The sequence below is a fragment of the Mesorhizobium sp. M0991 genome (assembly GCF_040318915.1).
Lineage (GTDB): Bacteria > Pseudomonadota > Alphaproteobacteria > Rhizobiales > Rhizobiaceae > Mesorhizobium.
Window position 1 is genome coordinate 168,039 of sequence record NZ_JAMYNE010000004.1, and the last position, 25,607, is coordinate 193,645.

At 62.7% G+C, this 25,607-nt stretch carries 26 protein-coding genes; 18 read left to right on the plus strand and 8 right to left on the minus strand.

The annotated features are described in order from the left end of the window. Positions 1–46: 46 nt before the first annotated feature. The 3 genes from rpsU to NKH70_RS08470 form a co-directional block, all read right to left on the minus strand. Positions 47–319 carry a 30S ribosomal protein S21 gene (gene rpsU, locus NKH70_RS08460; protein ID WP_023675331.1) on the minus strand — a complete coding sequence of 91 codons (273 nt, stop codon included), beginning with the start codon at positions 317–319 and terminating at the stop codon, positions 47–49. Between the two features lie 265 nt (positions 320–584). Beyond that, positions 585–971 (minus strand): SET domain-containing protein, encoded by a 387-nt coding sequence (locus NKH70_RS08465; RefSeq protein WP_352713648.1) that lies wholly within the window; start codon positions 969–971, stop codon positions 585–587. Positions 972–1,080: 109 nt separating this feature from the next. Then, positions 1,081–1,839, minus strand: a complete 759-nt coding sequence (locus tag NKH70_RS08470; protein WP_352713645.1) for an SDR family oxidoreductase — start codon at positions 1,837–1,839, stop codon at positions 1,081–1,083. Between the two features lie 197 nt (positions 1,840–2,036). Here NKH70_RS08470 and NKH70_RS08475 point away from each other — a divergent pair, with 197 nt between their 5' ends. From NKH70_RS08475 to NKH70_RS08505, 7 genes are all read left to right on the plus strand, one after another. Further along, a complete protein-coding gene (locus tag NKH70_RS08475; protein WP_352713642.1) occupies positions 2,037–2,777 on the plus strand; it encodes a hypothetical protein in 741 nt (246 codons plus the stop codon). Between the two features lie 128 nt (positions 2,778–2,905). Beyond that, positions 2,906–4,159 (plus strand): sarcosine oxidase subunit beta, encoded by a 1,254-nt coding sequence (locus NKH70_RS08480; protein WP_352709259.1) that lies wholly within the window; start codon positions 2,906–2,908, stop codon positions 4,157–4,159. Further along, complete coding sequence (locus NKH70_RS08485; RefSeq protein ID WP_352713640.1) at positions 4,159–4,581, plus strand: hypothetical protein; 423 nt, start codon at positions 4,159–4,161, stop codon at positions 4,579–4,581. The genes NKH70_RS08480 and NKH70_RS08485 overlap by 1 nt, the downstream gene beginning before the upstream one ends. Positions 4,582–4,589: 8 nt before the next feature. After that, positions 4,590–4,886, plus strand: coding sequence for a sarcosine oxidase subunit delta (locus tag NKH70_RS08490; protein WP_352713637.1), 297 nt, complete (start codon positions 4,590–4,592; stop codon positions 4,884–4,886). After that, a complete protein-coding gene (locus NKH70_RS08495) occupies positions 4,883–7,876 on the plus strand; it encodes a sarcosine oxidase subunit alpha (RefSeq protein ID WP_352713634.1) in 2,994 nt (997 codons plus the stop codon). The genes NKH70_RS08490 and NKH70_RS08495 overlap by 4 nt, the downstream gene beginning before the upstream one ends. Then, a complete protein-coding gene (locus NKH70_RS08500) occupies positions 7,869–8,447 on the plus strand; it encodes a sarcosine oxidase subunit gamma (RefSeq protein WP_352910706.1) in 579 nt (192 codons plus the stop codon). Before NKH70_RS08495 ends, NKH70_RS08500 begins: the two co-directional genes overlap by 8 nt. 53 nt (positions 8,448–8,500) lie before the next feature. After that, positions 8,501–8,725: a hypothetical protein gene (locus NKH70_RS08505; protein WP_352713630.1), complete on the plus strand. Its 225-nt coding sequence runs from the start codon at positions 8,501–8,503 to the stop codon at positions 8,723–8,725. A 469-nt stretch (positions 8,726–9,194) separates the two neighbouring features. On the opposite strand, the gene NKH70_RS08510 is transcribed toward NKH70_RS08505, so the two are convergent. Further along, a complete protein-coding gene (locus NKH70_RS08510; protein WP_352713628.1) occupies positions 9,195–9,434 on the minus strand; it encodes a DUF680 domain-containing protein in 240 nt (79 codons plus the stop codon). 188 nt (positions 9,435–9,622) lie between these two features. Beyond that, positions 9,623–10,264, minus strand: coding sequence for a TetR/AcrR family transcriptional regulator (locus tag NKH70_RS08515; protein ID WP_352910707.1), 642 nt, complete (start codon positions 10,262–10,264; stop codon positions 9,623–9,625). A gap of 193 nt (positions 10,265–10,457) precedes the next feature. Here NKH70_RS08515 and NKH70_RS08520 point away from each other — a divergent pair, with 193 nt between their 5' ends. Beyond that, positions 10,458–11,159, plus strand: coding sequence for a hypothetical protein (locus NKH70_RS08520; protein ID WP_352713623.1), 702 nt, complete (start codon positions 10,458–10,460; stop codon positions 11,157–11,159). A gap of 129 nt (positions 11,160–11,288) precedes the next feature. On the opposite strand, the gene NKH70_RS08525 is transcribed toward NKH70_RS08520, so the two are convergent. From NKH70_RS08525 to NKH70_RS08535, 3 genes are all read right to left on the minus strand, one after another. Next, positions 11,289–11,783 (minus strand): MaoC family dehydratase, encoded by a 495-nt coding sequence (locus NKH70_RS08525; protein WP_352714571.1) that lies wholly within the window; start codon positions 11,781–11,783, stop codon positions 11,289–11,291. A 39-nt stretch (positions 11,784–11,822) separates the two neighbouring features. Next, positions 11,823–12,638 (minus strand): SDR family oxidoreductase, encoded by an 816-nt coding sequence (locus NKH70_RS08530; protein WP_352713620.1) that lies wholly within the window; start codon positions 12,636–12,638, stop codon positions 11,823–11,825. A gap of 522 nt (positions 12,639–13,160) precedes the next feature. Next, a complete protein-coding gene (locus tag NKH70_RS08535; protein WP_352713618.1) occupies positions 13,161–13,988 on the minus strand; it encodes a MurR/RpiR family transcriptional regulator in 828 nt (275 codons plus the stop codon). Positions 13,989–14,133: 145 nt separating this feature from the next. Here NKH70_RS08535 and NKH70_RS08540 point away from each other — a divergent pair, with 145 nt between their 5' ends. The 10 genes from NKH70_RS08540 (at position 14,134) to NKH70_RS08585 (ending at position 25,507) form a co-directional block, all read left to right on the plus strand. Then, positions 14,134–14,958, plus strand: a complete 825-nt coding sequence (locus NKH70_RS08540) for an N-formylglutamate amidohydrolase (RefSeq protein WP_352713615.1) — start codon at positions 14,134–14,136, stop codon at positions 14,956–14,958. A gap of 22 nt (positions 14,959–14,980) precedes the next feature. Then, on the plus strand, positions 14,981–16,543 hold the full coding sequence (locus tag NKH70_RS08545) for an amino acid permease (RefSeq protein WP_352713612.1): 1,563 nt from the start codon (positions 14,981–14,983) through the stop codon (positions 16,541–16,543). An 85-nt stretch (positions 16,544–16,628) separates the two neighbouring features. Continuing rightward, positions 16,629–17,999, plus strand: a complete 1,371-nt coding sequence (locus NKH70_RS08550) for a glutamine synthetase family protein (protein WP_352713609.1) — start codon at positions 16,629–16,631, stop codon at positions 17,997–17,999. Positions 18,000–18,182: 183 nt separating this feature from the next. Further along, positions 18,183–19,571 carry an aldehyde dehydrogenase family protein gene (locus tag NKH70_RS08555; RefSeq protein WP_352713606.1) on the plus strand — a complete coding sequence of 463 codons (1,389 nt, stop codon included), beginning with the start codon at positions 18,183–18,185 and terminating at the stop codon, positions 19,569–19,571. A gap of 42 nt (positions 19,572–19,613) precedes the next feature. Beyond that, on the plus strand, positions 19,614–20,099 hold the full coding sequence (locus NKH70_RS08560; protein WP_352713603.1) for a DUF2569 domain-containing protein: 486 nt from the start codon (positions 19,614–19,616) through the stop codon (positions 20,097–20,099). Positions 20,100–20,137: 38 nt separating this feature from the next. Next, positions 20,138–21,310: an iron-containing alcohol dehydrogenase gene (locus NKH70_RS08565; RefSeq protein ID WP_352713600.1), complete on the plus strand. Its 1,173-nt coding sequence runs from the start codon at positions 20,138–20,140 to the stop codon at positions 21,308–21,310. 242 nt (positions 21,311–21,552) lie between these two features. Then, on the plus strand, positions 21,553–22,659 hold the full coding sequence (locus NKH70_RS08570; RefSeq protein WP_352713598.1) for an ABC transporter substrate-binding protein: 1,107 nt from the start codon (positions 21,553–21,555) through the stop codon (positions 22,657–22,659). Between the two features lie 64 nt (positions 22,660–22,723). Next, positions 22,724–23,638, plus strand: a complete 915-nt coding sequence (locus NKH70_RS08575) for an ABC transporter permease (RefSeq protein WP_352713597.1) — start codon at positions 22,724–22,726, stop codon at positions 23,636–23,638. Then, positions 23,635–24,426, plus strand: coding sequence for an ABC transporter permease (locus NKH70_RS08580; RefSeq protein ID WP_352568166.1), 792 nt, complete (start codon positions 23,635–23,637; stop codon positions 24,424–24,426). The genes NKH70_RS08575 and NKH70_RS08580 overlap by 4 nt, the downstream gene beginning before the upstream one ends. 16 nt (positions 24,427–24,442) lie before the next feature. Further along, positions 24,443–25,507 (plus strand): ABC transporter ATP-binding protein, encoded by a 1,065-nt coding sequence (locus tag NKH70_RS08585; RefSeq protein WP_023675358.1) that lies wholly within the window; start codon positions 24,443–24,445, stop codon positions 25,505–25,507. Positions 25,508–25,607 lie beyond the last annotated feature (100 nt).

Consider the following 25,607-nt stretch of genomic DNA (forward strand, 5'->3'; position numbering starts at 1 on the left):
CATCGCGCCACCTTGGATATCCTTGGAAAAGGACGAAAAATTGACGTCAGAACCGCGGCGGACGCGGAGCACCGGCACCGGCAGCACCGGCCGCGACCGGACGCGGCGTCATCGGCAGCAGGCCTTCGCGCTGGGCGCGCTTGCGGGCCAGCTTGCGGGCACGGCGCACGGCTTCCGCCTTTTCACGGGCGCGCTTCTCGGAGGGCTTCTCGTAATGTCCGCGCATCTTCATTTCGCGGAAGATGCCTTCGCGCTGCATCTTTTTCTTGAGCGCGCGAAGCGCCTGATCAACATTGTTGTCGCGGACGAGTACCTGCACGTGCAATCCTGTCTTTCGGTTTGAAATCAACAGGCAAGCGGCCATAGCCACAAGCCTCCGCGGCGCGTTACACCACGAATTGGGGCGGCTGATAGCAGAATCAAGGGGCGCTGTCCACAGCCGATTGAGAGACGGTGCCGACCCCGAAACGAAAAACCCGCCTCGGCGGCGGGTCTTCGGTGTGAATCAGCACCATATCGAAATTAATAGCATAGCTGCCGGCACAAAGCAAGAACAAAATTCACCTTGGACCAGATAGGCGCCGCTACGCTGTGGCCAGGTGGAGCTGCTCGAAACCCTCGAAGAATTCGCCGTAGTCGCAGGTTATCTCCTCGCCGGCGGCGATGTCGCGGGTCGCGGTGGCCCCGCCATGCTGCGAAAAGTCGGTGTTCGGCTTGTCGGCGTGGTTCATGAAACGGCCATTGTCGACCTCATAGACCATGAAGCCCGGCCGGTCCGGACTGGGATAGGCATATCTGTCGAGCAATTCCTTGAGGTGCGGCGGCGCAGTCTCGTATCTTTCGACCGGGATCAGCCGGTCGAAGTCCGGATCGAGACGCCAGATCTGCGCGCCTTTGCGGACCGGCTCGGCGGCGAACACGCCGACGCCTTCGATTGCGCTTGCGGCGATATAGGTTCTGATCAGCAGCATGTTTCCAATCCGTCTTCGAGGAGAAGACGGAATCGTCAAATCGCCGGAAAAAGCAAGACCGGTTTTTCTGACGTTGGCTTGCGCGCCGATGCGCCGACCGCGAAACGCTTCACGTCCGGGTGATCGAGACGCCGCCGTCGGCGAACAGTGCCGTGCCGGTGGTGAAGCTCGATGCATCGGAAGCCAGGTAAAGCGCCGAGCGGGCGATCTCCTCAGGCTCGGCGACGCGCTTCAAGGCATGCAGGTTTTCGACGAAGGCTCGCGATTCAGGTGTCTTGAACGTTGCCGAAGGCGTGTCGGTGCCGCCTGGCAGCAGCGCGTTGATCCGGACGCCTTTCGGGCCATATTCGGCGGCCAGCACCTGCGTCAATCCGATCAGACCGGCCTTGCTTGCGGCATAGCTGGTCATGCCGGGCATGCCGACCGTGTAGCCGACGAAGGTGGAGGTGAAGATCAACGAGCCGCCGCCGCGATCGATCATCGCCGGCACCTGGTATTTTGCGCCGAGAAAGGCGCTGGTCAGATTGGTATCGAGCGTCTCGCGCCAGCCCTCCAGCGACAGCTCCGAGACCGGCCCCATCCTACCGACCGAGCCGGCATTGTTGAAGGCGATGTCCAGCCCGCCGAATTTCCCGACCGCCAGGTCGACGAGGGCTTTTGCGTAGGCTTCGTCGCGGACATCGCCGGCAAGAGCGACGGCGGTGCCGTCGGCGTCTTCGATTTCGGCAACCAGCGCATCGAGCTCCGCCTGGCGACGGGCTGCGACGACCACCTTGGCGCCTTCCTCCGCAAACACCTTGGCCGTGGCGCGGCCGATGCCGGAGCTGGCGCCGGTGACGATGGCAACTTTGTTGGCAAGTGCGAGCATTTTTTGCATCCTTCTTTCGCGCCGGCCCTTGCCGGCAATCGGGATGCTTGGTCGCAAATCGGGGCGGTGCGAACCACCCGATACCTGCGCTGTTTTCAACAGCGCTTCTTGACCTCCGCTGGCCACCAAGCTACGGGTCCTCATCCAAAACTCGCGGGTGGACGCGCCACCCATTTGCAATGACCCCCCAAGACATGATGAGCAAGTTGCTGGAGCCCGGCTACGAGGGCGACGGCAAACTGGCGAACGATCTCCTTTCGTATTTCCAAAAGGGCTTTCCGATCGAGAATCTGCGGCCGTTACTGACATCCAGTAATAGTTATACGCAGGGCACGGCGGCATTTCTGGTAGCTGAAATAAGGCCAACACTTAGCTTCAAGATGAATTGCGTCGTCGAGGAGATAGCCAACCTGCTCGACAGCAAACATTGGCGTACTCGGTTCGATGCAATCGAGGCGCTGTGGAGTTGCACCACGCCAGCTGATGGAGTCGTTCTCGGCCGCATTTTTCTGAGGCTGGATGACGAACATGCGGGCGTTCGATGGAAGGTCGTCCAGTTCATTTGCCTCGCGCAGCGTTGGCAGTTGAGGCTTGCGGTGGAAAATGCCGCCGCTCTGCGCCCGGACTCGATTTTTGGGACGCTGGTAAGTCCTCGCGGTCATTATTTCATGCCGAGCGCCGAGGACCTGCCCCGGTTGCTCGATCATCCTGATGCTGTGTTGCGGCGCTTTGCCGCCGCAGTGGCTATCAGGCAGCGCGAGGTGATCGTTGAGCGTTTCGTGGCCATGGCGGAGCAGTCGGGCGATGCAGAGGTTCGTAAAATCGCCGCCGATTGTCGCCGGGGCTTTTTACGGCCGACCTATGCAATCGGGCCGTCTATCCTGAAGCGTGCGTCGGCTGAAACGTCAAAACGCGAAGCTCACAACAGCGGCCGTTGAAGGCACGGCGCAAAACGGCAAGCGCCGTCGCAAACAGTGCAAGGCTGGCAGCACGGTTTCGCTAGTGATACAGCTCGCGCGCCGGGGTTGTCTGATCTGCCCGGCCGTCATTTGCGAGGCCTGCAACGTTGAAGAAATACTCGGTATTCGCCATCGCCCGCGAGGCCATGCGCGGTCATAGGGGCTGGGAGGAACAGTGGTCCTCGCCGGAGCCGAAGAAGGAGTACGACGTCGTCATCGTCGGCGCCGGCGGCCATGGCCTGGCCACCGCCTATTATCTCGCCACCGTGCACGGCATCACCAACGTCGCGGTATTGGAAAAAGGCTGGCTCGGCGGCGGCAATACCGGCCGCAATACCACCATCATCCGCTCCAACTATCTCTATGACGAAAGCGCCGGCATCTACGACCATGCGCTGAAGCTGTGGGACGGGCTCAGCCAGGAGCTCAACTACAACGTCATGTATTCGCCGCGGGGCGTCATGATGCTCGCCCACAACATCCACGACATCCAGGTGCTGAAGCGGCACGTCCACGCCAACCGGCTGAACGGCATCGACAATGAATGGCTGACGCCGGAACAGGCCAAGGAATTCTGCCCGCCGCTCAACATTTCGCGCGATGCGCGCTACCCGGTTATGGGTGCTGCCCTGCAGCGCCGCGGCGGCACGGCGCGCCACGATGCCGTCGCCTGGGGCTATGCGCGCGGCGCTTCGGCGCGCGGCGTCCACATCATCCAGAATTGCGAGGTCACCGGCGTCAAGCGGGCGCCGAACGGCGCGGTTACCGGCGTCGAGACGACGCGCGGCTTCATCGGCGCCAGGAAGGTCGGCGTGGTCGCCGCCGGCCATTCCTCGGTGATCATGAACATGGCCGGCGTGCGCATGCCGCTGGAAAGCTATCCACTGCAGGCGCTGGTATCGGAGCCGGTCAAGCCGGTGGTGCCTTGCGTGGTGATGTCGAACACGGTGCATGCCTATATCTCGCAGTCCGACAAGGGCGAGCTGGTCATCGGCGCCGGCACCGACCAATATGTCTCCTATTCGCAGACCGGCGGCCTGCACATCCTGCAGCATACGCTCGACGCGATCTGCGAGATGTTTCCGATCTTCACGCGCATGAAGATGCTGCGCTCATGGGGCGGCATCGTCGACGTGACGCCGGACCGTTCGCCGATCCTGGCCAAGACGCCGGTGCCCGGCCTCTATGTCAATTGCGGCTGGGGCACGGGCGGCTTCAAGGCGACGCCGGGTTCGGGCCATGTCTTTGCCCATACGATCGCCAGGGACGATCCGCACCCGATCAACGCGCCCTTCACCATAGAGCGCTTCCGCACCGGCCGGCTGATCGACGAGGCGGCGGCGGCAGCGGTGGCGCACTGATGGTGACCGAGATGGCCGTCGCCATGCCGCTGATGCTCGCCGGCGAGCAAGGCCTGTTTCATATCCCGACGCCAGAGGAGGTGCGCCTGCAGCCCATCAGCCGCGCCGGCAATGAAGCGGATTGGCCGTTTTCCGTCGACGAGGGTGTACTCGCCTGCGCCTGGAGCGCCGGTCAGAGAGTGGTCACCTTTATGGAGAACCGGCCAGCCGATCTCGAGGAAGGCGAAAAATTCGAGCGGCGCTACGTCATCGTGACGACCGAACCGATGACGCTTTCGGTCGGCAATATGGCGTATCGCGACCTTTTCCGCCCGGTAGCCAGCATCGAGGAGCGCATCCGGCTGGTCGCGCCCTTCGTGACGATGGGCCAGAGGCTTTGCGACCAACCTGCCGGCGCTCGCGTCGGCCACGGCGAACTGTAGGACCAACCATGCTTCTCATCCGCTGCCCCTATTGCGAGGAAGAGCGTCCGGAGCTCGAATTCCGCAACGCCGGCGAGGCGCATATTGCGCGTTCCCCAAACATCGCCGGCGAGAGCGACGACGATTTCGAAAGGTTCTTCTTCATCCGCTCCAATCCCAAGGGGATCATCTATGAGCGCTGGCGGCACATGCATGGCTGCGCGCGGTTCTTCAACGCCGTGCGCGACACCGTCAGCGACAGGTTCCTGATGACCTACAAGGCCGGCGAGCCGAAGCCCACGAAGCTGCCGGGAGCCGCCAAATGAGCGCCACGTTCCGCATTGCCGGCGCTGGGCGGCTCAAGCAGGCAAAGATAGCTGGCTTCAGCTTCGACGGCCGCCCCTATACCGGGATCGAGGGCGACACGCTGGCCTCGGCGCTGCTTGCCAATGGCGTCCACCTTGTCGGCCGCTCGTTCAAGTACCACCGGCCGCGCGGCTTCCTGTCGGCAGGCGCCGAAGAGCCGAACGCGCTGGTCGAGATCAAGCGCGACCAGGCACGCAAGACACCGAACGTCCGCGCCACGGTGCAGGAACTCTATGACGGGCTGACCGCACAGTCGCAGAACCGCTGGCCGTCGCTCGCTTTCGACATCGGTGCAGTCAGCAGCATCGCCTCGCCGATGCTTTCGGCCGGCTTCTACTACAAGACCTTCATGTGGCCGAAGGCTGCGTGGAAAAACCTCTACGAGCCCAAGATCCGGGCCGCCGCCGGTCTCGGCGTCGCCCCCAACCAGCCGGATCCCGACCATTATTCGGCGCGCTTCGCCCATTGCGAGGTGCTGGTGCTTGGCGGCGGTGCCGCGGGCATCGCCGCGGCATTGGCCGCGGCCGAGACCGGCGCGCGTGTCATCCTTGCCGACGAGCAGGCGGAATTCGGTGGCAGCCTGCGCTTCGAGAGCGGCGCGAAGATTGAAGGCCAGGACGGCTTTCCCTGGGCGCAATCCGCTGTCGCCAAGTTGAGGGCGATGGACAATGTCCGCGTGCTGCCGCGCACCACCGCCTTCGGCTATTACGCGCAGAATTTCGTCGGGCTGGTCGAGCGCGTCAGCGACCATCTGCAGAACCCCGGCCGCGACCTGCCCCGCGAGCGGCTGTGGCAGGTTCGCGCCAAACGCGTGGTGCTGGCGACCGGCGCCATCGAGCGCCACATGGTGTTTGCCGACAACGACCGGCCGGGCATCATACTGGCATCGGCGGCGCGCACCTATCTCAACCATTACGGTGTCGCCGTCGGCAGGAATGTCGGCGTCTACACCGCGAACGATTCCGCCTATGCGGCGGCGATCGACCTGAAAAAGGCCGGCATCAACGTGGCGGCCATCGTCGACCTGCGCGACAACCCGACCGGGCCGGTGATCGACGAGGCGAGGGCGCTCGGCATCGAGGTCAATTTCGGCCGCGCCGTGATCCGCGCCGGCGGCAAGCTGCGGGTGTCGTCGATGACCGTGCAGCCGAAGAATGGCGGCGGCGAGCGCACCATCCCGGTTGACGCGATTCTGATGTCGGCCGGCTGGACGCCATCGGTGCATCTGTTCTCGCAATCGCGCGGCAAGGTCGCCTTCAATGACGAGACCAAGCGCTTCGTGCCCGGCATCTACGCGCAGGACTGCGTCTCCGTCGGCGCCTGCAACGGTACGGACGGGCTGTCGGCGACGATCGAGGAGGCCTATGCAGCGGGTGCCAAGGCGGCCAAGGACGCCGGCAGCAAGCCAGCCAAGGGCACGAAGCCGAAGGTCGATGCCGGCGAGAGCTGGTCACGCGGCATGCTGGGTGCGGCACCCGGCGCCGGCGCGGATACGACGGTAAAGGCGTTCGTCGACTTCCAGAACGACGTCACCGCCAAGGACATCCGCCAGGCGGTGCATGAAGGCATGCGCTCGATCGAGCACGTCAAGCGCTTCACCACCAACGGCATGGCGACCGACCAAGGCAAGACCTCCAACATGCACGGCCTGGCGATTGCCGCCGAGACGTTGGGCAAGCCGATCCCGCAGGTCGGGCTGACGACGTTCCGTGCGCCCTATACGCCGGTGACATTCGGCTCGATCGTCGGGCACGCGCGCGGTCCCCTGTTCGACCCGACCCGCAAGACGGCGATCCATCCCTGGGCAGAGCGCCAGGGCGCGATGTTCGAGGATGTCGGCCAGTGGAAGCGCGCCTGGTACTTCCCGAAGCCGGGCGAGGACATACATGCGGCCGTCGACCGCGAATGCGTCACGGTGCGCAAGACGGCCGGCCTGTTCGACGCCTCGACGCTGGGCAAGATCGAGGTGGTCGGGCCGGATGCGGCCAAATTCATGGAACTGCTCTACACCAATCCATGGGAGAAACTGGAGCCCGGTCGCTGCCGCTACGGCATCATGCTGCGCGAGGACGGTTTCATCTATGACGACGGCGTGGTGGGAAGACTGGCTGCCGACCGTTTCCACGTGACGACGACGACCGGCGGCGCGCCGCGCGTCATGAACCATATGGAGGATTATCTCCAGACCGAGTTCCCGCATCTCAACGTCTGGCTGACCTCGATCACCGAGCAGTGGGCGGTGATCGCCGTGCAGGGACCGAAGTCTCGCGACATCATCGCGCCGCTGGTCGAGGGCATCGACATGTCGGATGAAGCGCTGCCGCATATGTCGGTGCGCGAAGGCCGGATCTGCGGCGTTCCGACAAGGCTGTTTCGCATGTCGTTCAGCGGTGAGCGCGGCTTCGAGGTCAACGTGCCGGCCGATTACGGCGAGGCGGTCTGGGAAGCGCTATGGGCCGAGAGCCAGAAGCATGGCGCCTGTGCTTACGGCACCGAGTCGATGCATGTGCTGCGCGCCGAAAAGGGCTACATCATCGTCGGCCAGGATACCGACGGCACGGTGACGCCGAACGACGCCGGGCTCGACTGGGCGGTCGGCAAGAAGAAGACCGACTTCGTCGGCATTCGCGGCATGGCGCGGCCGGACCTGGTCGCCAAGGGCCGCAAGCAGCTTGTCGGCCTGAAGACCAGGGATCCCAAGGTGGTGCTGGAGGAGGGCGCGCAGGTCGTCGCGGACCCGAAGCAGGCAATCCCGATGAAGATGATCGGCCATGTCACCTCGAGCTATTGGTCGCAAAATTGCGGCCGCTCGATCGCGCTGGGGCTGGTCGCCGGCGGCCGCGATCGCATGGGCGAGACGCTCTACGTGCCGATGCCGGACGGGGTGGTCGAGGTGGAGGTCACCGGCATGGTGTTCTTCGACGAGAAGGGAGAGCGCCTCAATGGCTAAGGCCGCTTTGAAAACTGCCGCCGCCGGACCCTCGGTCGAACGCCGTCCGGCGCTCGCCGGCCAGTCGCTTTCCGGCGCCGGCGTCACACTTGCCGTGCTGCCGCCGGCCGAGCGCATATCGCTGCGCGCGCCGGACACCTCGATCGCGGCACTTTCGAAAGCGCTCGGCGTCGTCCTGCCGCAGAGACCGAAAACCTCGGCGGCAAAGGCCGGACGCACGGCCTTGTGGCTCGGGCCGGACGAGTGGCTGGTCATCGATGAGAGCGGCAAAGACCCGCTCGCCGATTGCGCCAGGGTTTCCGCGCTGCATTCGGCGGTCGGCATCTCGCACCGCAACGTCGCCATATCGGTCACCGGTCCGGCTGCCGCGGCGACGATCAATGCCGGCTGCCCGCAGGATTTGTCGCTCGACGCCTTTCCGGTCGGGGCGGCGTCGCGTACCATTCTCGGCAAGGTCGAAATCGTGCTGTTGCGCACCGCGGCCGACGCGTTCCGCGTCGAATGCTGGCGTTCGTTCTCCGATTATGTCTTTACTTTTCTGTCGGAGGCAGCGCGCGACGCGGCAGCATAGGCATGTTCGCCGTGCCCGACCGTTCTGCGACAGCGAGCCGAGGGAGAATGCAAATGCCGTCGAACTCCGCGCCGAAGTCGCCGGCCAAGACGCCGGCCGTGCGCTCTTTCGAAGGCGAGCAGCGCACTGGGACGGATATTGAAGAGGAACTCGAGGAAGGCCTCGAGGATACATTCCCGGCCAGCGATCCGGTGTCGATCACCGGAACGGCCATTCCCGGCGCACCCGCAAGACCCGGCAAGCCCAAAAGCGTGGCGGGACAGAAGCGCAAGAGATAATTTCTATCGGCCCGGCGGAGCCGGCCTCGACCAGCAGGTTTGCGCGGTTCCATGTGGATATGCGTTCCAGCGTCGATGATTGGCGAAAGCCCGAACGAGGGCGATCTCCCACGCAAGGGCAGGCCTATCGCAGGTGGAAAGCCGAGGCTTTCACTCTACGATGTACCCCCACCCCAACCCCTCCCCCACAAGGGGGAGGGAGACTTCTGTTGGCGCTAACCTCGGGCAAATGGCCTGCCTTTCGGCGCCAAAGCGGAAGGAAAGGCGCGCGGCAGCGTTCCCTCCCCCTTGTGGGGAGGGTTAGGGTGGGGTCCATCTTCGCAAGAATCCAAATGCGATTGCCCAGCCTGCAAGTGGGGAGATCGGCAGCTTCGCCGATGGCGCCCATTTCGGTGCCGGCATCGACCAGCCACGAGGACGGGCAATCAGGATATCCTGCCGCTCCTCATCTTCATGCCGCTCGAAGTCCTCAGAAGCTGCTTGGCACGATCCACGGGTCAATGCCGATGCCGAGCCTCGGGCCCTTGGTGTCGGCCTTGTGGGTCGCGGCATCCACCTTCTCAAGCGATCCGGTCGGCGCGCAATCGAGCTTCACATCGGTCTTGGTGCCGATGCAGGTCGCTTCCTGCTTGGCTGGCTGACTGCCGCCGGCAAATGCGGCGCCAGAGAGCGCCAGCAGGGCGGCGAGCGTGAGGATTGCCTTCTTCATGGTCTGTCTCCGGTCCAGTTATTGGATTCGTACATGTACGGCATTGCGTACAGATACGCCCAGGACTTAGGGAGTTCAAGCAAAATCGTACATGTACGGAGAAGTTGAGCGCAGGAATTGCCGAACGCTCGGCGCCGGAGCGCGGATCGTTCGGAGAAGATCCTACAGATCGGGAGAAGCGCCGCTCTTCAGCAGTTGACCGGCGGCGTGAGCGGCGCGATCTCGTGCGCGGCGATGGCTTCGAGCATGATGTCGCCGATCCGTGTGATGAACGTCTTTTGGTCGCCGAACGGGTAGAACGGGAAGGTGATCAGCAGCGAGATGGCGCCGTGGCCGACTGCCCACAACATGGTGGCGATGGCGCGTGGATCGCCTTTGAGTCTGCCGGCGGCAACGCAGGCTTCGACCCTCTCGATCAGCACTTTCATCGCCGGGTTGCCGCTCTCCATATCGGCGAACGTCTTTCCGGCTGGCGGCCTGACTTTTTCGGTCATGAAAACGGTGCGGTATTCGTTGGGATTTTCCAGCCCGAAGGCAGCGTATTCGACAAGCACCGCCTTGAGCGCCTCGATCGGGTCGTCGGCCGTGTGACGTTCGATGCGCCTGGCCAAGGTCTCGAACGCGTCCTCGGCCAAGGCGAACAGGATATCCTGCTTGTCGGCGAAATAGGAATAGACCGACATCGGCGCATAGCCGACGCGCTTGGCGAGCTTGCGGATGGTGAGGCCGTCATAGCCTTCTTCCTGGACAAGCTTGTGCGCGGCGTCGACAAGTTCGGAACGCAGTTCGGCCTTTTGTTTTTCGCGGCGCTCCTGGACGCTTAGCTGCAATTGTTCGACTGCCTTAAATGAATGATGGCTGGATGCAGCATATATACGCTGTACGGCGTCGGGCAAGGTGGCACGAAGCAGAAGCTTGACTGTCACAAAACGATGTAACCCGGCAATAAAGCCGGCAACATCGGACTGTTACAGACAAAGACTAATTCGCGGCTCTGCAACAATTGTGATCTGGGAGGCCAACATGGCCCCGACTGAGCTTTCGTCCGGCGTGCCGGACGTGGACCCGCTTTCCCATCGCGCCAGGATGGCGCTCAGGCGCGTCGTCATGGTTGCATGGCTGGCGATCGCGCTCGGCTTCGCCATGGAAGCTCTCATTCTGACCGTCAGATTTGCGGCAGGTGCCTATCCGGCGACGACACAGGTTCTGATCGAACTGGCGCAAGGCGTGACCTGGTCGTTCTTCGTCTGCGCCGGCGTCAGCCTCGGCACGGCGCTCACCAAGGTGCGAGCCTCGTTCGGCGGCTTAGTCAGCGCGATTTCGGCGCCACTGGCGATGGGCATCGCCAAAGGGACGCAAAAGGTGATGGTCAGCGCGCTCGATGCGGCCGCGAAGCCGGCCATCCTGTCGCTCACCACGCTGGGCGTGCTGCGTGCGATCGAATACGGGCTGCTCGGCTGGATACTGGCGTCGCTGGCATCGAAGGAAGAACCGCGTCCGCTTCATTTCGCGCTGGCGGGCGCCCTGATAGGTGCGGTATTCGGCGGCGGCATCACGGTGCTGACGATCGAGACGGCCGCGGCGAACGACGCTGCTCTCGCAATGCCACAGGCGATCGCAACCGGCCTCAACGAGATCGTGTTCCCAATCGGTTGTTCACTGGTCGTCTACATTGCGCTGCAGGTCAGCCGCCACATGAAGTACGTCGCGGCCGAAGCCAAATAGACTTAGAGCGGTTCATCGTTTCACGGAAACGCTGAACCGCTCTATCTCTTTGTTTTTGCGCAATTCCGGACAGAAAACCGCTTCACACTTTTCCTGGAATTGCTCTAGGTCCCCAGGCTCGGATGCCAGTCAAACCGCTTCCGGCTGGCGTTCGATCAGCGTCAGGGTCAGCCAGCGGGCAGTCAGCGCCGGTTTTTTCGAGCCCTCGATCTCGATCGTCACGTCGTGCGCCGTCTGCACCCAGCCCGACGGCCTGACCTTGACGTCGGCCAGCACGAAGCGCGTGCGGATGCGCGAGCCGGTCTTCACAGGCGCCAGGAAGCGCAGCGAATCGAAGCCGTGATTGACGCCCATCTTGCTGTTTTCCAGCGGCGGCATGGTTTCGAAGGTCATCGCCGACAACAGCGAAAGCGACAGGAAGCCATGCGCGATGGTGCCGCCGAACGGCGTCTCGCGGCTGGCGCGTTCCGGATCGCAATGGATGAACTGATGGTCGTCGGTGGCATCGGCGAACTGGTCGATCATGCGCTGGGTGACCACCCGCCATGGCGACACGCCGACTTCCTTGCCGACATTGGCCAGAAGCACATCGAGACTGATCGGTTTCACGCTGATGTCCTCCATCTTCACCCCCGGCATTTCACTCGCCGGATGGCGTGCGTCTCATTCCTTGAACAATGTCAGCCCGTGTTGCACCGACTGCCCGCCATCGATCGGCAGGATGGCGCCGGTGACATAGCTGCCGGCACGGCTGCACAAATAGAGCGTTGCGCCGGCAATGTCATCCGGCGCGCCGATGCGGCCGATCGGTACATGGTTGCCGATATGTCTTGCCTGGTCCTCGGTGCCGGTGGCGAAGGCCGTCATCCGGCTCTGGAAAGGGCCGGGCGCAAAGGCGTTGACGGTGATGCGGCGGCCGGCGAGCTCGATCGCCAGGATGCGCGTCAGGTGGTGAACCGCAGCCTTCGAGGCAGAGTAGGAGTAGGCATCTTCGGCCAAAGGCTGCGTGCCCATTACCGATCCGAGATTGATCACCCGTGCCGGGTCGGCATCGCTGGCGGCGGCTTCGAGCAGAGGCAGCAATTCGCGCGTCAGGTGGAAGACCGCGGCAACGTTGACGCCGAACACCTTGGCCCAGGCATGGTAGGGAAAACTTTCCAGCGGCGAGCCCCAGGAGATGCCGGCATTGTTGACCAGGATATGCAGCCGCTCGGTCCGTGTCCTGACCTCGGCTACGAGCGCCGCAATGCCGGCCTCACTGGAGACGTCGGCGGAGAAACCCTCGGCCCGGCCGGAGGCGCCAAGGCCGTTCAACTCGCCGGCTACCCTGACGCAATCCTCGCCCTTGCGCGAGGCGATCATCACCGAAGCGCCGGCCTTGACCAGAGCGGTCGCCGCCATGCGGCCGATGCCGGTCGCGGCGCCGGTGACCAGCGCCGTCTTGCCGGCGACGGAAAACAGTTCGTCCAGATAGCTCATCGAATTCCTCCGCGCAGTTCACCGCGCTTTGACTGGTGGTTCAAGGAAGCGGCTTCAAGTCGACAAGGCTAGCCGAACTACGATCATCCTTGCCACGGCTAAAGTACCCGGACTGGGGCGATGGCAGGGTTTGCGGCTGAATTGGTTAGGCGCCAGCGGCAAGGTGTTCATTCGGCCGTGACATGGGTCGGATGAATGATGCGGCCATCCCCGTTAGCGAGCACCTTGGTAAGCTGTTCATTTCGCGCGTGAACCAGTCGTCATTACTCCTCCGCCCAAGCCGCAGGCGGGTCTTGAGGAGTCGGGAGGGTGGCCGAGCAGTGGGGCGAGACTGACGTTCGTATTCGTGGACGGGGACTATGCTTTCAAGGCGAAAGCTATGGGTAAGAAACAACGCACCGTCCTGCTGGCAGCGGTCTTTGCGTCTGTCTTTGGCGTTTTTTTGCTGATCCTGATTCTGCAGATGGTCAGCCTTTTGGTTGACTAGCCCAGCCAGCAAGCGTGCCTTTCCGAAAGCCTGTGCTACCGCAGGCTTTCCAGTTCGCGGATGCGTTTGGCGCCGTCGGCCTCGAGCTGCCTTGTGACGGCGCCGATCAGCGTTTCGGCAACGACGAAAAGTGCGGCGGATGAGTCCCAGGCCGAAGGCACGGCGGTGCGCCCGGCGATGACGTGGCGGGCGAAGCGGGCGATCGGCGACAGCCACTGGTCGGTGAACAGCACGATCTGCACGCCGCGCTGGTTGGCAGTCTCGGCGAAACGGACCAGGCTGTCCTGGTAGCGCCTGATGTCGAAGATCACCAGCACGTCGCGCTTGCCCATGTCGATCAGCCGGTCGCGCCAGACGCTTTCCTGGCCGGCGAGATGGAAGACATTGGGTTGGATGATAGCGAGGTGGGCGGCCATGTAGCGCGCCAGCGGGTCGGTGAAGCGGCCGCCGATCAGGAATGTCTTGCCGCGCCGGTCGGCAAGCTTGGCGACGATGTCGGCAAGCTGCTTGTCCGAGAGATGCCGGAATGTCTCGCGCATATTGTCGAGCGTCGCCTCCAGCATCGGCGAGACGGCGCTGCTGCCCTGCGATGGGGGATTGAGCGTGCGCGAGGCCGGCGACTGCAATTGCGCCGCCAGCTCGTCCTGCAGCGCCGACTGGAATTCCGGGTAGTTCTGGAAGCCGAGCCGGGCGACGAAACGCAGGATCGTCGGCGACGATACGCCGGCCGTGGTCGAGAATTCGGCGACCGTCTTCAGCCCGATCAGCGGATAGCTGGCGATCAGCGTTTGCGCTGCGCGCCGTTCGCCGGCCGGCATGGTGCCGATGCGGTCGGAGATCAGTTCGGCAATGCTCGAAACCATGTTTTTCCCCACCCTGGCCGGGCCGTTACCGCGTTATCGAAATCGCGTTTGACAAAGCCGGCCAAACTGTATGAAATCATCCGCAGGGACGCAATGAGGCAAAATACGTAACATACGGTACAGCGCTCCCCGGGGACAGCAGACAATGGAGACAGCACGGCCCGCCAGCCTTGCATCGCCTGAAACCGTAAGGGTGACGAACCCCGACGGATCAAGCCCTTTCGTGCTGACCTGCGACCACGCCTCCAACTTCCTGCCGCCGGAATTCGGAACGCTCGGCCTTGCCGCCGAGGAGCTTTCCCGCCACATCGCCTGGGATCCCGGCGCCTTGCCGGTGGCGCGCCGCATGGCCGAGGTGCTCGATGCGACGCTGGTCGAGACCTGCATTTCGCGGCTCGTCATCGACTGCAACCGACCGCTCGACGCGCCGGACCTGATAGTGACGATCAGCGCCAGCGAAAAAACCGTTGTCCCGGCCAACCAGGGGCTTTCCGCCGACGAGCGGGAGGCGCGCATCGCGCTGGCTTGGCGGCCGTTCCACGACCGGATCGCGACGATCATCGACGAGCGCCTGGCGGCCGGGCGGGAGACGCGGCTGGTGTCCATCCATTCCTTCACGCCGGTGTACAAGGGCAAGTGCCGGCCCTGGCACATCGGCATCATCCATGACGAGGACCGCCGGCTGGCGGCGCCACTGATCGCGGCGCTGCAGCAGCTTGCCGGTGTCACCGTCGGCGTCAATGAACCCTATTCGCCGGCCGACCGCGTCTATTTCACGCTGGAACGTCATGCCCGCTCGCGCGGGCTGCCCTGCGCGATGATCGAAATCCGCAACGACGAGATTTCCGGCGCAGCCGGGCAACGGAAATGGGCGGATCTGCTCACGGGTATTTTTCTCAATCTGGAGCCCGAAGCGGCCAAGGCCTCCAGACCAAGCGCAGTCGGAAAGTCAGTTCAATCGGCCAGCTAAGAAACCAAAAGGGGACTTCAAAATGGTAGCACCGGGTTACAGCGAAGGTGACAAGAAGGAGGACCTGAAAGTTCTCCACGGAATGGGCTATGCTCAGGAACTGTCGCGAAGCATGAGCCGCTTCTCGAATTTCGCGATCTCGTTCTCGATCATCTGCATCCTCTCAGGCGGCATCAATTCCTTCGCGCAGGCGACGTCGTCCATCGGTGGCGCCGGCGCCGGTATCGGCTGGATCGTCGGGTGCATGGTTTCGGGATTTTTCGCGCTCGCCATGGCCCAGATCGCCTCGGCATTTCCGACCGCCGGCGGCCTCTATCACTGGGCGTCGATCCTCGGCAATCGTTTCACCGGCTGGCTGACCGCCTGGCTCAACCTGCTCGGCCTGATCACCGTTCTGGGCGCCATCAATATCGGTACCGCATTCTTCTTCGTTGGAACGTTCGGGAGCTGGTTCGGCATTACTGGTACTCCGGGCGAAATTGTCGGATTTGTTGCCGTCATCACTGTGATCCAGGCGCTCTGCAATCACTTCGGCATCAAGCTGACCGCCATGCTGACTGACGCTTCCGGCTTCCTGATCCTTGGCGCAACAGCTGTGCTGATCGTTGCCTGCCTAGTGTTTGCGCCTGCGATCGACATCACGCGGCTTTGGACCTTCACCAACTATTCAGGTGATGCCGGGGGCGGTGTCTTCCCACAGTCGGATTCCATGAGCTACCTGTTCCTGCTCTGCCTGCTGCTGCCGGTCTACACCATCACCGGATACGATGCGTCGGCGCATACTTCGGAAGAAACGCTGAAGGCAGCGCATTCCGTTCCGCGGGCGATCATTTCGTCCGTGCTCTGGTCGTCGCTGATCGGCTGGGCGATGGTCTGCGCGATCGTTCTGGCAATTCCGGACCTGGCTGCCGGCGCCAAGCAGGGCTGGAGCGTATTCTTCTCGACAATGGATGCAATCCTACCGGGCTGGCTGAAAGAACTGCTCTATCTGGCCATCCTGATCTCGCAGTTCCTCTGCGGCCTCGCCACGGTGACCTCGGCCTCGCGCATGCTGTTTGCCTTCTCTCGCGACGGCGGCATGCCGGTCGGTTCGGCCGGGCTCGCCAAAGTCAGCCCAACCTGGCGCACGCCGGTCAACGCCATCTGGACCGCTGCGATCCTCGAGATCATCTATGTCTTTCTTGCCCAGTTCATTTCGATCGGCGGCACCAACATCTATACCATCGTCGTCAATTCGACGCTGGTGTTCCTGTTCCTGTCCTTCACGATTCCGATCGCGCTCGGCATGATGGCTTTCGGAACGGCGAAATGGCCGAATCCCGGCCCGTGGAATCTCGGCGCAGGACTGTTCAAGCTGTTTTGCGTCCTGTCGGTCATCGGCATGGCGATCATCTTCTACATCGCCATCCAGCCGCCGAACGACAAAGTGCTCTATATCACCCTGGGCTTCATTGTACTGACCGCGGTCCTTTGGTTCGGTTTCGAGAACCGCCGCTTCCAGGGTCCGCCCATCGGCGACCAGATCGCAAAGCGCCAGGCGGCGATCAAGGCAGCCGAGATAGCCGTCGGCGAAGCCGGCGCCTGACGCTCTCTCGTGACCATGGCCGGCATCGCGCCGGCCATGGTTTTCATTCCCTTTTCAAAACGACAAACGCTGGAGTGCCGTAAGAATGGCCGGAAATTTCTCGTTCGATCAGTTGAAGCAAGCGGTCTCCAGCGGCGAGGTCGACACGGTGCTGGCCTGCATCGTCGACATGCAGGGGCGGCTTGCGGGAAAGCGGTTCCTGGCCCGGTACTTCGTCGATTCCGCGCATGACGAGACGCATGGCTGCAACTACCTGCTGGCCGCCGACATCGATATGGAACCGGTGCCCGGCTACAAGGCGGCGAGCTGGTCGAAGGGCTATGGCGATTTCGTCATGAAGCCGGACCTTGCGACGCTGCGGCTCGTTCCGTGGCTGGAGAAGACGGCGCTGGTGATTTGCGACGTGCTCGACCACCATACCCATGACGACCTGGCGCATTCGCCGCGCGCCATACTGAAGAAGCAGGTCAAGCGGCTGCAGGAACGCGGCTATATCGGCTATTTCGCTTCCGAGCTCGAATTCTATCTGTTCAGCGAAACCTACGATTCCGCCCGCAAGAAGCACTGGCAGGGCCTCGAGACGGCATCGCCCTACATCGGCGACTACCAGATCGGCATCACCACCAAGGAAGAAGGCGTCATGCGCCGGCTGCGCAACGAGATGGAGGCGGCCGGCATCCCGATCGAGAATTCGAAGGGCGAGTGGGGTCCCGGCCAGGAAGAGATCAATGTCCGCTACGCCGAGGCGCTCGACATGGCCGACCGCCACGTCATCCTGAAGAACGGCGCCAAGGAAATCGCCGAGTCCGAAGGCAAGGCGATCTCGTTCATGGCCAAGTACAATTACGGGCTCGCCGGCAATTCCAGCCACATCCATAATTCGCTGTGGAGCGCCGACGGCAAGACGCCATTGTTCTACGACAAAAATGCCGAGTGGACGCTGTCTACGCTCGGCCAGCAATGGGCGGCCGGCCAGCTCAAATATGCCAAGGAATTCACCTGGTTCCTGGCGCCCTACATCAACTCCTACAAGCGCTTCCAGGCCGGCACCTTTGCGCCGACCAAGATCATGTGGAGCGAGGACAACCGCACCGCCGGTTTCCGTCTTTGCGGCGAGGGCACCAAGGGCATTCGCATGGAATGCCGCATCGGCGGCGCCGATTTGAACCCCTATCTGGCTTTCGCCGCTCTGATCGCGGCCGGGCTTGCCGGCATCGATGAAAAGCTTGAACTGCAGAAGCCTTTCATCGGTGACGCCTACCAGGCCTCGCAGCTGCCTGAAATTCCAAAGACATTGCGCGATGCCACGGCGACGCTGGCGGAATCGAAGATGCTGAGGCAGGCGCTCGGCGACGATGTGCTGGAACATTACGTCCACACGGCACACTGGGAACAGTTCGAGTACGACCGCCGGATTACGGACTGGGAACTGCACAGAGGGTTCGAGCGGTATTAGATGACCTGGCAATGTCAGCACCGCCCGCCCCTCACCTCTACCCTCTCGTGAAGAACGGGGAGAGGGGGGTCGCCAGCGCTGGAGCTTGTCCCTTCTCCGTCACTATAGGCGGAAAGGTGCCGGCAGGCGGATGAGGGGCGGCGTGACCAACGAGAATTATTGTAGAATGCGAGGACCCAAGGCATGACCGAAACGGTCAAGATAAAATCCCCCGTCGACGGTTCGATCTATGCCGAACGGCCTCTGGCGACGGACCAGGCGATCGGTGCCGCGGTCGAGCGCGCCAAGGCGGCGCAGGAGAAGTGGGCGCAGACGCCGGTCGTCGAGCGCGGCAAGTACATGCTTGCCATGCTGGAAGCGCTGGTCGCCATGACAGACGAGATCGTGCCGGAGATCGCCTGGCAGATGGGTCGGCCGGTGCGTTATGGCGGCGAGTTCGGCGGCGTCAGAGAGCGCGTCTCCTACATGGTCGAGATCGCCGAGGCGGCACTGAAGCCGGTCATGGCCTCTAATCCGAAGGACGGCTTTCGCCGCTATGTGAAAAAAGTGCCACTCGGCGTGGTCATGGTGATCGCGCCGTGGAACTATCCCTATCTCACCGCCGTCAACACCATCGTGCCGGCGCTGATGGCGGGCAGCGCCGTCATCCTCAAGCACGCGGCACAGACATTGTTGGTCGGCGAACGTTTTCAGCAGGCGTTCGACAGAGCCGGCCTGCCCAAGGGCCTGTTCCAGAACCTCGTCCTGAACCATGCGCAGACCGAAAGGCTGCTCGGCTCCGGCAAGATCGACCATGTCAACTTTACCGGCTCGGTCGCCGGCGGCCGCGCCATCGAAAAGGCGGCGGCGGGCACCTTCATGACGCTCGGCCTCGAGCTTGGCGGCAAGGATCCGGCCTATGTGCTGCCGGATGCCACGATGGACCATGCCGTTGCCAATCTGGTCGACGGCGCCTTCTTCAATTCCGGCCAGTGCTGCTGCGGCATCGAGCGCGTCTATGTCCACGAGAAGGTCTACGACGAATTCGTCGAAGGCTTCATCGCCGAGACCAGGAACTACGTCATCGGCAATCCACTCGACCAGGCGACCACCATGGGGCCGATGGCGCAGGCGCGCTTCGCCGACCTGATCCGTGAGCAGAAGGCCGAGGCGCTGCGCAAGGGCGCCAAGGCGCACATCAATATGAAGGTGGCCAACGACAGGCAAGGTTCGCCCTATCTGGCGCCGGAAGTGCTGACCCAGGTCGACCACCAGATGAGCGTCATGCGCGAGGAAAGCTTTGGCCCGATCGTCGGCATCATGAAGGTGCGCAACGATGAGGAGGCGATCGCGCTGATGAACGACAGCCCCTATGGGCTGACCGCCTCGATCTGGACGCGCGACACGGACCATGCAGCGGCGATCGGCGATCGCGTCGAGACCGGCACCGTGTTCATGAACCGCTGCGACTATCTCGATCCGGCGCTGGTCTGGACCGGCGTCAAGGACACCGGCAAGGGCGCGGCACTGTCGGCCATCGGCTACGACAATCTGACCAGGCCGAAATCATACCATCTACGCGAAGCGATCTAAGGTGGCGATCGACAAGCATACGATCGCTGTTGAGGGGGAGTAATGGCGGATACGCAACAATCGGCCCTGCCAGATCGTGAAGGTCCCGAGGGTATCGGCGGATGGCTTGTCCTGCCGATGCTCGGGTTGATGCTCACGCCGATACTGGGGCTGATGCAAATGTTTGGTGTCGACTATCTCGGCTTCGACTGGCAGGCCTTCAGTTTTTCTCAAGGTGCGCTGCTCGTTGCCGAACTGGTGACAGCAGGCGTTCTAAGCTTTACAGCCCCGGCCCTGTTGTTGTTCTTCATGTTCAAGCGCTGGGAGATATTCCCCGGCTGGTACATGATTTGGGCAGTCGCGATGCCGGTATATGCCATCCTCGACCCATGGGCCGCGCATCTGGTTTTTCCCGAGACCTTTCCAACCTTGGCTGATGCGTTCGACACGGAAACGATGCGCGGAATTTACCGCTCCGTCTGGGCCGCAGCCATCTGGATTCCGTACATGATGCGCTCAGACCGTGTGGCCAATACCTTTGCGAATTAACGACATCCGAGAGCATGAAAGCAGTCAAGAAGGTCGAAATGACAAAACTCGTTTCCAAATGGAATTACCCGACGACCGTCCGCTTCGGCGCCGGGCGCATCAAGGAGCTGCCGGAGGTGCTGGCGGCGACCGGCATCAAGCGGCCGCTGTTCGTCACCGATCCAGGACTGGCCAAGCTGCCGGTGGTGGCCTCGACGCTGAAGATCCTCGACGACGCCAAGGTGCCGTATGGCGTGTTTTCGGAGGTCAAGCCGAACCCGGTGGATTCCAACCTGACCGCCGGCATTGCCGTGTTCAAGAAGGGCAAGCATGACGGCGTCATCGCCTTTGGTGGCGGCTCGGCGCTCGACCTCGGCAAGCTGATCGCCTTCCAGGCCGGGCAGACACGTCCGGTCTGGGATTTCGAGGATGTCGGCGACTGGTGGACGCGCGCCGATGCCGATGCGATCGCGCCGATCATCGCGGTGCCGACCACGGCCGGCACCGGCTCGGAGGTCGGCCGCGCCGGCGTCATCACCAATGAAGCGACCCATACCAAGAAGGTCATCTTCCATCCGAAACTTTTGCCGGCGATCGTCATTGCCGATCCGGAACTGTCGGTCGGCATGCCCGGCTTCATCACCGCCGGCACCGGCATGGATGCGCTTGCCCATTGCCTCGAAGCCTATTGCGCGCCGGGCTATCACCCGATGGCCGACGGCATTGCCGTGGAAGGCATCAGGCTGGTCTTCGAAAACCTGCCGAAAGCCTATGCCAACGGCAAGGATCTGGTCGCCCGGGCCAACATGATGAGTGCCGCCGCGATGGGGGCCGCCGCCTTCCAGAAAGGGCTTGGCGCGATTCATTCGCTGTCGCATCCGATCGGCGCGCTCTACGACACCCACCACGGCATGACCAACGCCGTGTTCATGCCCTATGTGCTGGCCTTCAACCGCGAGGCGATCGAGCCGCGCATCGCCCGGCTCGCCGCCTATTGCGGCATCAAGGGCGGCTTCGACGGCTTTGCCAAGGCGATCATCAAGCTGCGCAAGGAGCTCAAGGTGCCGCACGCGCTGCCCGACCTGATCAAGGGGCTCGACATGGACAAGAAGCGCAAGGGCCTGATCGCCGACATGGCGGTGGTCGACCCGACCGCCGGCGGCAACCCGGTCAAGCTGACCAAGAAGGCGGCGCTGACGCTGCTCGAAAATGCCATCGCCGGCGCCGTCTAAGACAACTTCAGCATTGGAAATCCACTTGGGAAAAGAGGCGAAGAAAGGGGGAAAGGATGAAAGGCAAGGCCGAAACTAGTTAGCCGGAAAAATAACGGCGCAGCGATTGCTACAGCCGGTTAAAAAGAGTTTACTTTTTCGTACTGCAGGGCGTCGCTTTCACAAAGCTTTCATCTGGCTGTCACACGAAAACGATACCGCATCGCAGGCGTCCAACGGCGTCAGTTCAACGGAGAGAACACATGTTCAAATTCACGGGAAAACTGTTTTCCCTTTCGGCCGTCGCCCTGATGGCGACCTCTGCCATCTCGTCGGCCCAGTCCATGGATGAACTGGTCGCCGCAGCCAAGGCTGAAGGCCAGCTCACGGTCATCGCGCTGCCGCATGACTGGTGCGGCTACGGCGCGGTCATCGACGGCTTCAAGGCGAAATATCCGGAACTCACCATCAACGAACTCAACCCCGATGCCGGCTCCGGTGACGAGGTCGAGGCGATCAAGGCCAACAAGGACAACAAGGGCCCGCAGGCGCCCGACGTCATCGACGTCGGCCTGTCGTTCGGCCCCACCGCAAAGAAGGATGGCCTGATCCAGGCTTACAAAGTATCAACCTGGGACTCGATCCCGGACAGCGCCAAAGATGCCGATGGCTTCTGGACCGGCGACTATTACGGCGTGCTTTCGTTCCTGGTGAACAAGGACCTAGTCAAGGAAGCGCCGGCCGACTGGGCCGACCTGCTGAAGCCGGAATTCGCCAATACCGTTGCGCTCGCCGGTGACCCGCGCGCTTCGAACCAGGCCATCCAGGCCGTCTATGCCGCCGGCCTTTCCGGCGGTGCGGCTGCCGGCGAAGCCGCCGGCACGGCTGGTCTCGACTTCTTCAAGAAGCTCAACGCCGCCGGCAATTTCGTGCCGGTCATCGGCAAGCCCGCGACGCTTGCCCAAGGCCAGACGCCAATCCTGGTGACCTGGGATTATAACGCGCTTGCCGGCCGCGATACGCTGAAGGGCAATCCGCCGGTCGACGTCGTCGTGCCGAAGACCGGTGTCGTCGCCGGCGTCTATGTTCAGGCGATTAGTGCCTACGCGCCGCACCCGAATGCTGCCAAGCTATGGCTGGAATATCTCTATTCGGACGAAGGCCAGATCGGCTGGCTGAAGGGCTATTGTCACCCGATCCGCTTCAACGACCTCGCCAAGAATGGCAAGCTCCCGGCTGACGTGATGGCCAAGCTGCCGCCGGCCGAGTCCTATGCAGCCGCGGTGTTCCCGACGCTCGACGAGCAGGGCAAGGCCAAGGAAGCCATCACCAAGAACTGGGATGCCGTCGTCGGCGCCAACGTCAAGTAAGACTTGAGATCAGCCGGGCGGCTTAGATCGCCGCCCGGCATACCTCCAGGACGGTAGCCGGCGCATGACCGATATCTCGTTGTCCGATCACGCTGTTGCCGGGAAGACCGCGCCTCCTGCCGACGCCCGCAGCATGAGGCTGCCGACGCAATGGCTTGGCGTTGCGCCTTTCTTCATCTTCGCCATCATGTTCCTGATCCTGCCCACGCTCTATCTGATGCTGGGCGCATTCCGGAACGATGCCGGCGAATTCACTTTCGAAAACATAGCGGCCTTGGCGCAGCCGTCGATCGTTGCCGCCTACTGGATCTCAATCAAGGTCAGCCTCGCCTCGTCGCTGATCGGTGCTTTCGCGGGGCTTGCCATTGCCATCGCCATCGTGCGCGGCGGGCTGCCGGACTGGATACGCTCGGCGACGCTGACCTTCTCCGGCGTGGCCTCCAATTTTGCCGGCGTGCCGCTGGCCTTCGCCTTTCTCGCGACGCTCGGCCGGCTCGGGCTCGCCACGGTGCTGCTCAACGTCTTGGTCGGCTTCAACATTTATGCCCATGGTTTCAACATCCTGTCGTTCTGGGGCCTGACGCTGACCTATGTCTATTTCCAGATCCCGCTGATGGTGGTGATCATCGTGCCGGCGATCGATGGGCTGAAGAAGGAATGGGGCGAAGCGGCGGCAACGCTTGGCGCGACCCAGGCGCAGTTCTGGCGCTTGGTCGTCATTCCGGTGATCTGGCCAAGCTTCCTCGGCACCGTCATCCTCTTGTTCGCCAACGCCTTCGGTGCCATCGCCACCGCTTACGCTCTGACCGGCTCCTCGCTTAATATCGTTCCTATCCTGCTCTACGCGCAGATCCGCGGTGACGTGCTGCACAATGCCCATCTCGGCTACGCCATCGCCTTCGGCATGATCGTCATCACCGGGCTGGCCAATGTCTTCTACATCTGGTTCCGGACGCGCTCTGAGAGGTGGCTCAAATGAAGTCCGGCAGATTCTGGGCCTGGATCGTCTTCGCGCTGGGCGCTGCCTATTTCTTCATTCCGCTCATCGCGACCGTGGAATTCTCCATGCGCATGCGGCGCGGCGCCTATTCCTTCGATGCCTATCAGGTCGTGCTCGGCGATCCCCGCTTCCAGGCGACCTTCATCTATTCGGTGGTCGCCGCCATCTTCACCATCGTCCTTGGCGTGCTGGTGGTGGTGCCGGCGGCGTACTGGATTCGTCTGCGGCTGCCGCAGCTAAGGCCCGTCGTCGAGTTCATCACGCTGTTGCCGCTGGTCATCCCGGCCATCGTCATCGTCTTCGGCTACATCAGAATGTACGGGTCGAATTCACCGCTGCCGTTCCTGGCCAGCGACACAGGAGCCAATGCCTTGCTGGTCATCGGTTATGCGACACTGGCGCTGCCCTATATGTATCGCGCCGTCGACACCGGGCTTCGCACCATCGACGTGCGGACACTGACCGAGGCGGCGCAGATCCTCGGCGCCGGCTGGGGCACGATCATCACCCGGGTCATCCTGCCCAACGTGCTGATCGCGGTGCTGTCGGGCGCCTTCCTGACCTTCGCCATCGTCATCGGTGAATTTACCATGGCCAGCCTGCTCAACCGGCCTGCCTTCGGACCCTATCTGCAGAACGTCGGCGCCAACCGCGCCTACGAGCCGGCGGCGCTTGCCATCATCGCCTTCGCCATCACCTGGGGCTGCATGTCGCTGATCCAGATCCTGTCGCGTTTCGCGCCGCGATCGGCGAACCGTCCGAACTGACCCGAAGGAAAAAGCCATGACCGAGCCCTTCCTCTCAATCCAGCATGTGCGAAAATCCTTCGGCCCCATCACCGTGGTGCAGGATTTCAACCTCGACGTCGAGCCAGGCGAATTCGTCTCCTTCCTCGGGCCATCGGGCTGCGGCAAGACGACGGTGCTGCGCATGGTCGCCGGTTTCGAGGAGCCGTCCGCCGGCAAGATCGTCGTGGCCGGCAAGGACATCACCCGGCTGAAGCCCAATCAGCGCAATGTCGGCATGGTGTTCCAGGCCTATGCGCTGTTTCCGAACCTCACCGTGGCGCAGAATATCGGCTTCGGGCTGAAGGTCGCCGGTATGCCGAAAGCCGATGCCGACAGGCGCGTGGCCGAAATGCTCGACATCATCAAGCTGCCGCAGATGGGCGACCGCTATCCCTATCAGCTTTCCGGCGGCCAGCAGCAGCGCATCGCGCTGGCGCGGGCGATTGCGCCCAAGCCGAAGCTGTTGTTGCTCGACGAGCCGCTGTCGGCGCTCGACGCCAAGGTGCGCGTGTCGCTACGCGAGGAAATCCGCTCGATCCAGAAGAAGCTCGGCATCACCACCATCTTCGTCACCCACGACCAGGAAGAGGCGCTGTCGATCTCCGACCGCATTGCTGTCATGTATGGCGGCAAGGCCGAGCAAGTCGGCACGCCGTTCGAGATCTACAACCGGCCGGCAACCAAATTCGTCGCCAATTTCGTCGGCACGCTGAACGTGCTCGAAGGCACGGTCACCGACGCGGCTTCGGGCAAGGTTCGCGTCAACTCGCAAGAGGTCTCGCTCAAGGGCAAGCTCAACGGCTCGAAGTCCGGCGACACGCTGTCGCTGGCGTTGCGGCCCGAGGCGATCTCGCTCGGCCGCCACCCCGGTCGCGATTCCAGCCTTTCGGGCGAAATCGCCGAGGTGCATTTCCTCGGCTCGGTCATCCGGGTGCGCGTCGGCATCGGCGGCAGCACGGTCTCGCTCGACACGTTCAACAGTCCGGCCACACCGCCACCCGCTGTCGGCGAAAAGGCCGAGATTTCGTTCTCGTCGGGCGACATGCTGGTGCTGCATTAGGGAATAGTGAATAGTGAATAGTGAATAGTAAGAGGGCACTTTACGCGCCGAAATTTCTCTGCAAGCAACCATTCACCATTCACCATTCACCATTCACCAG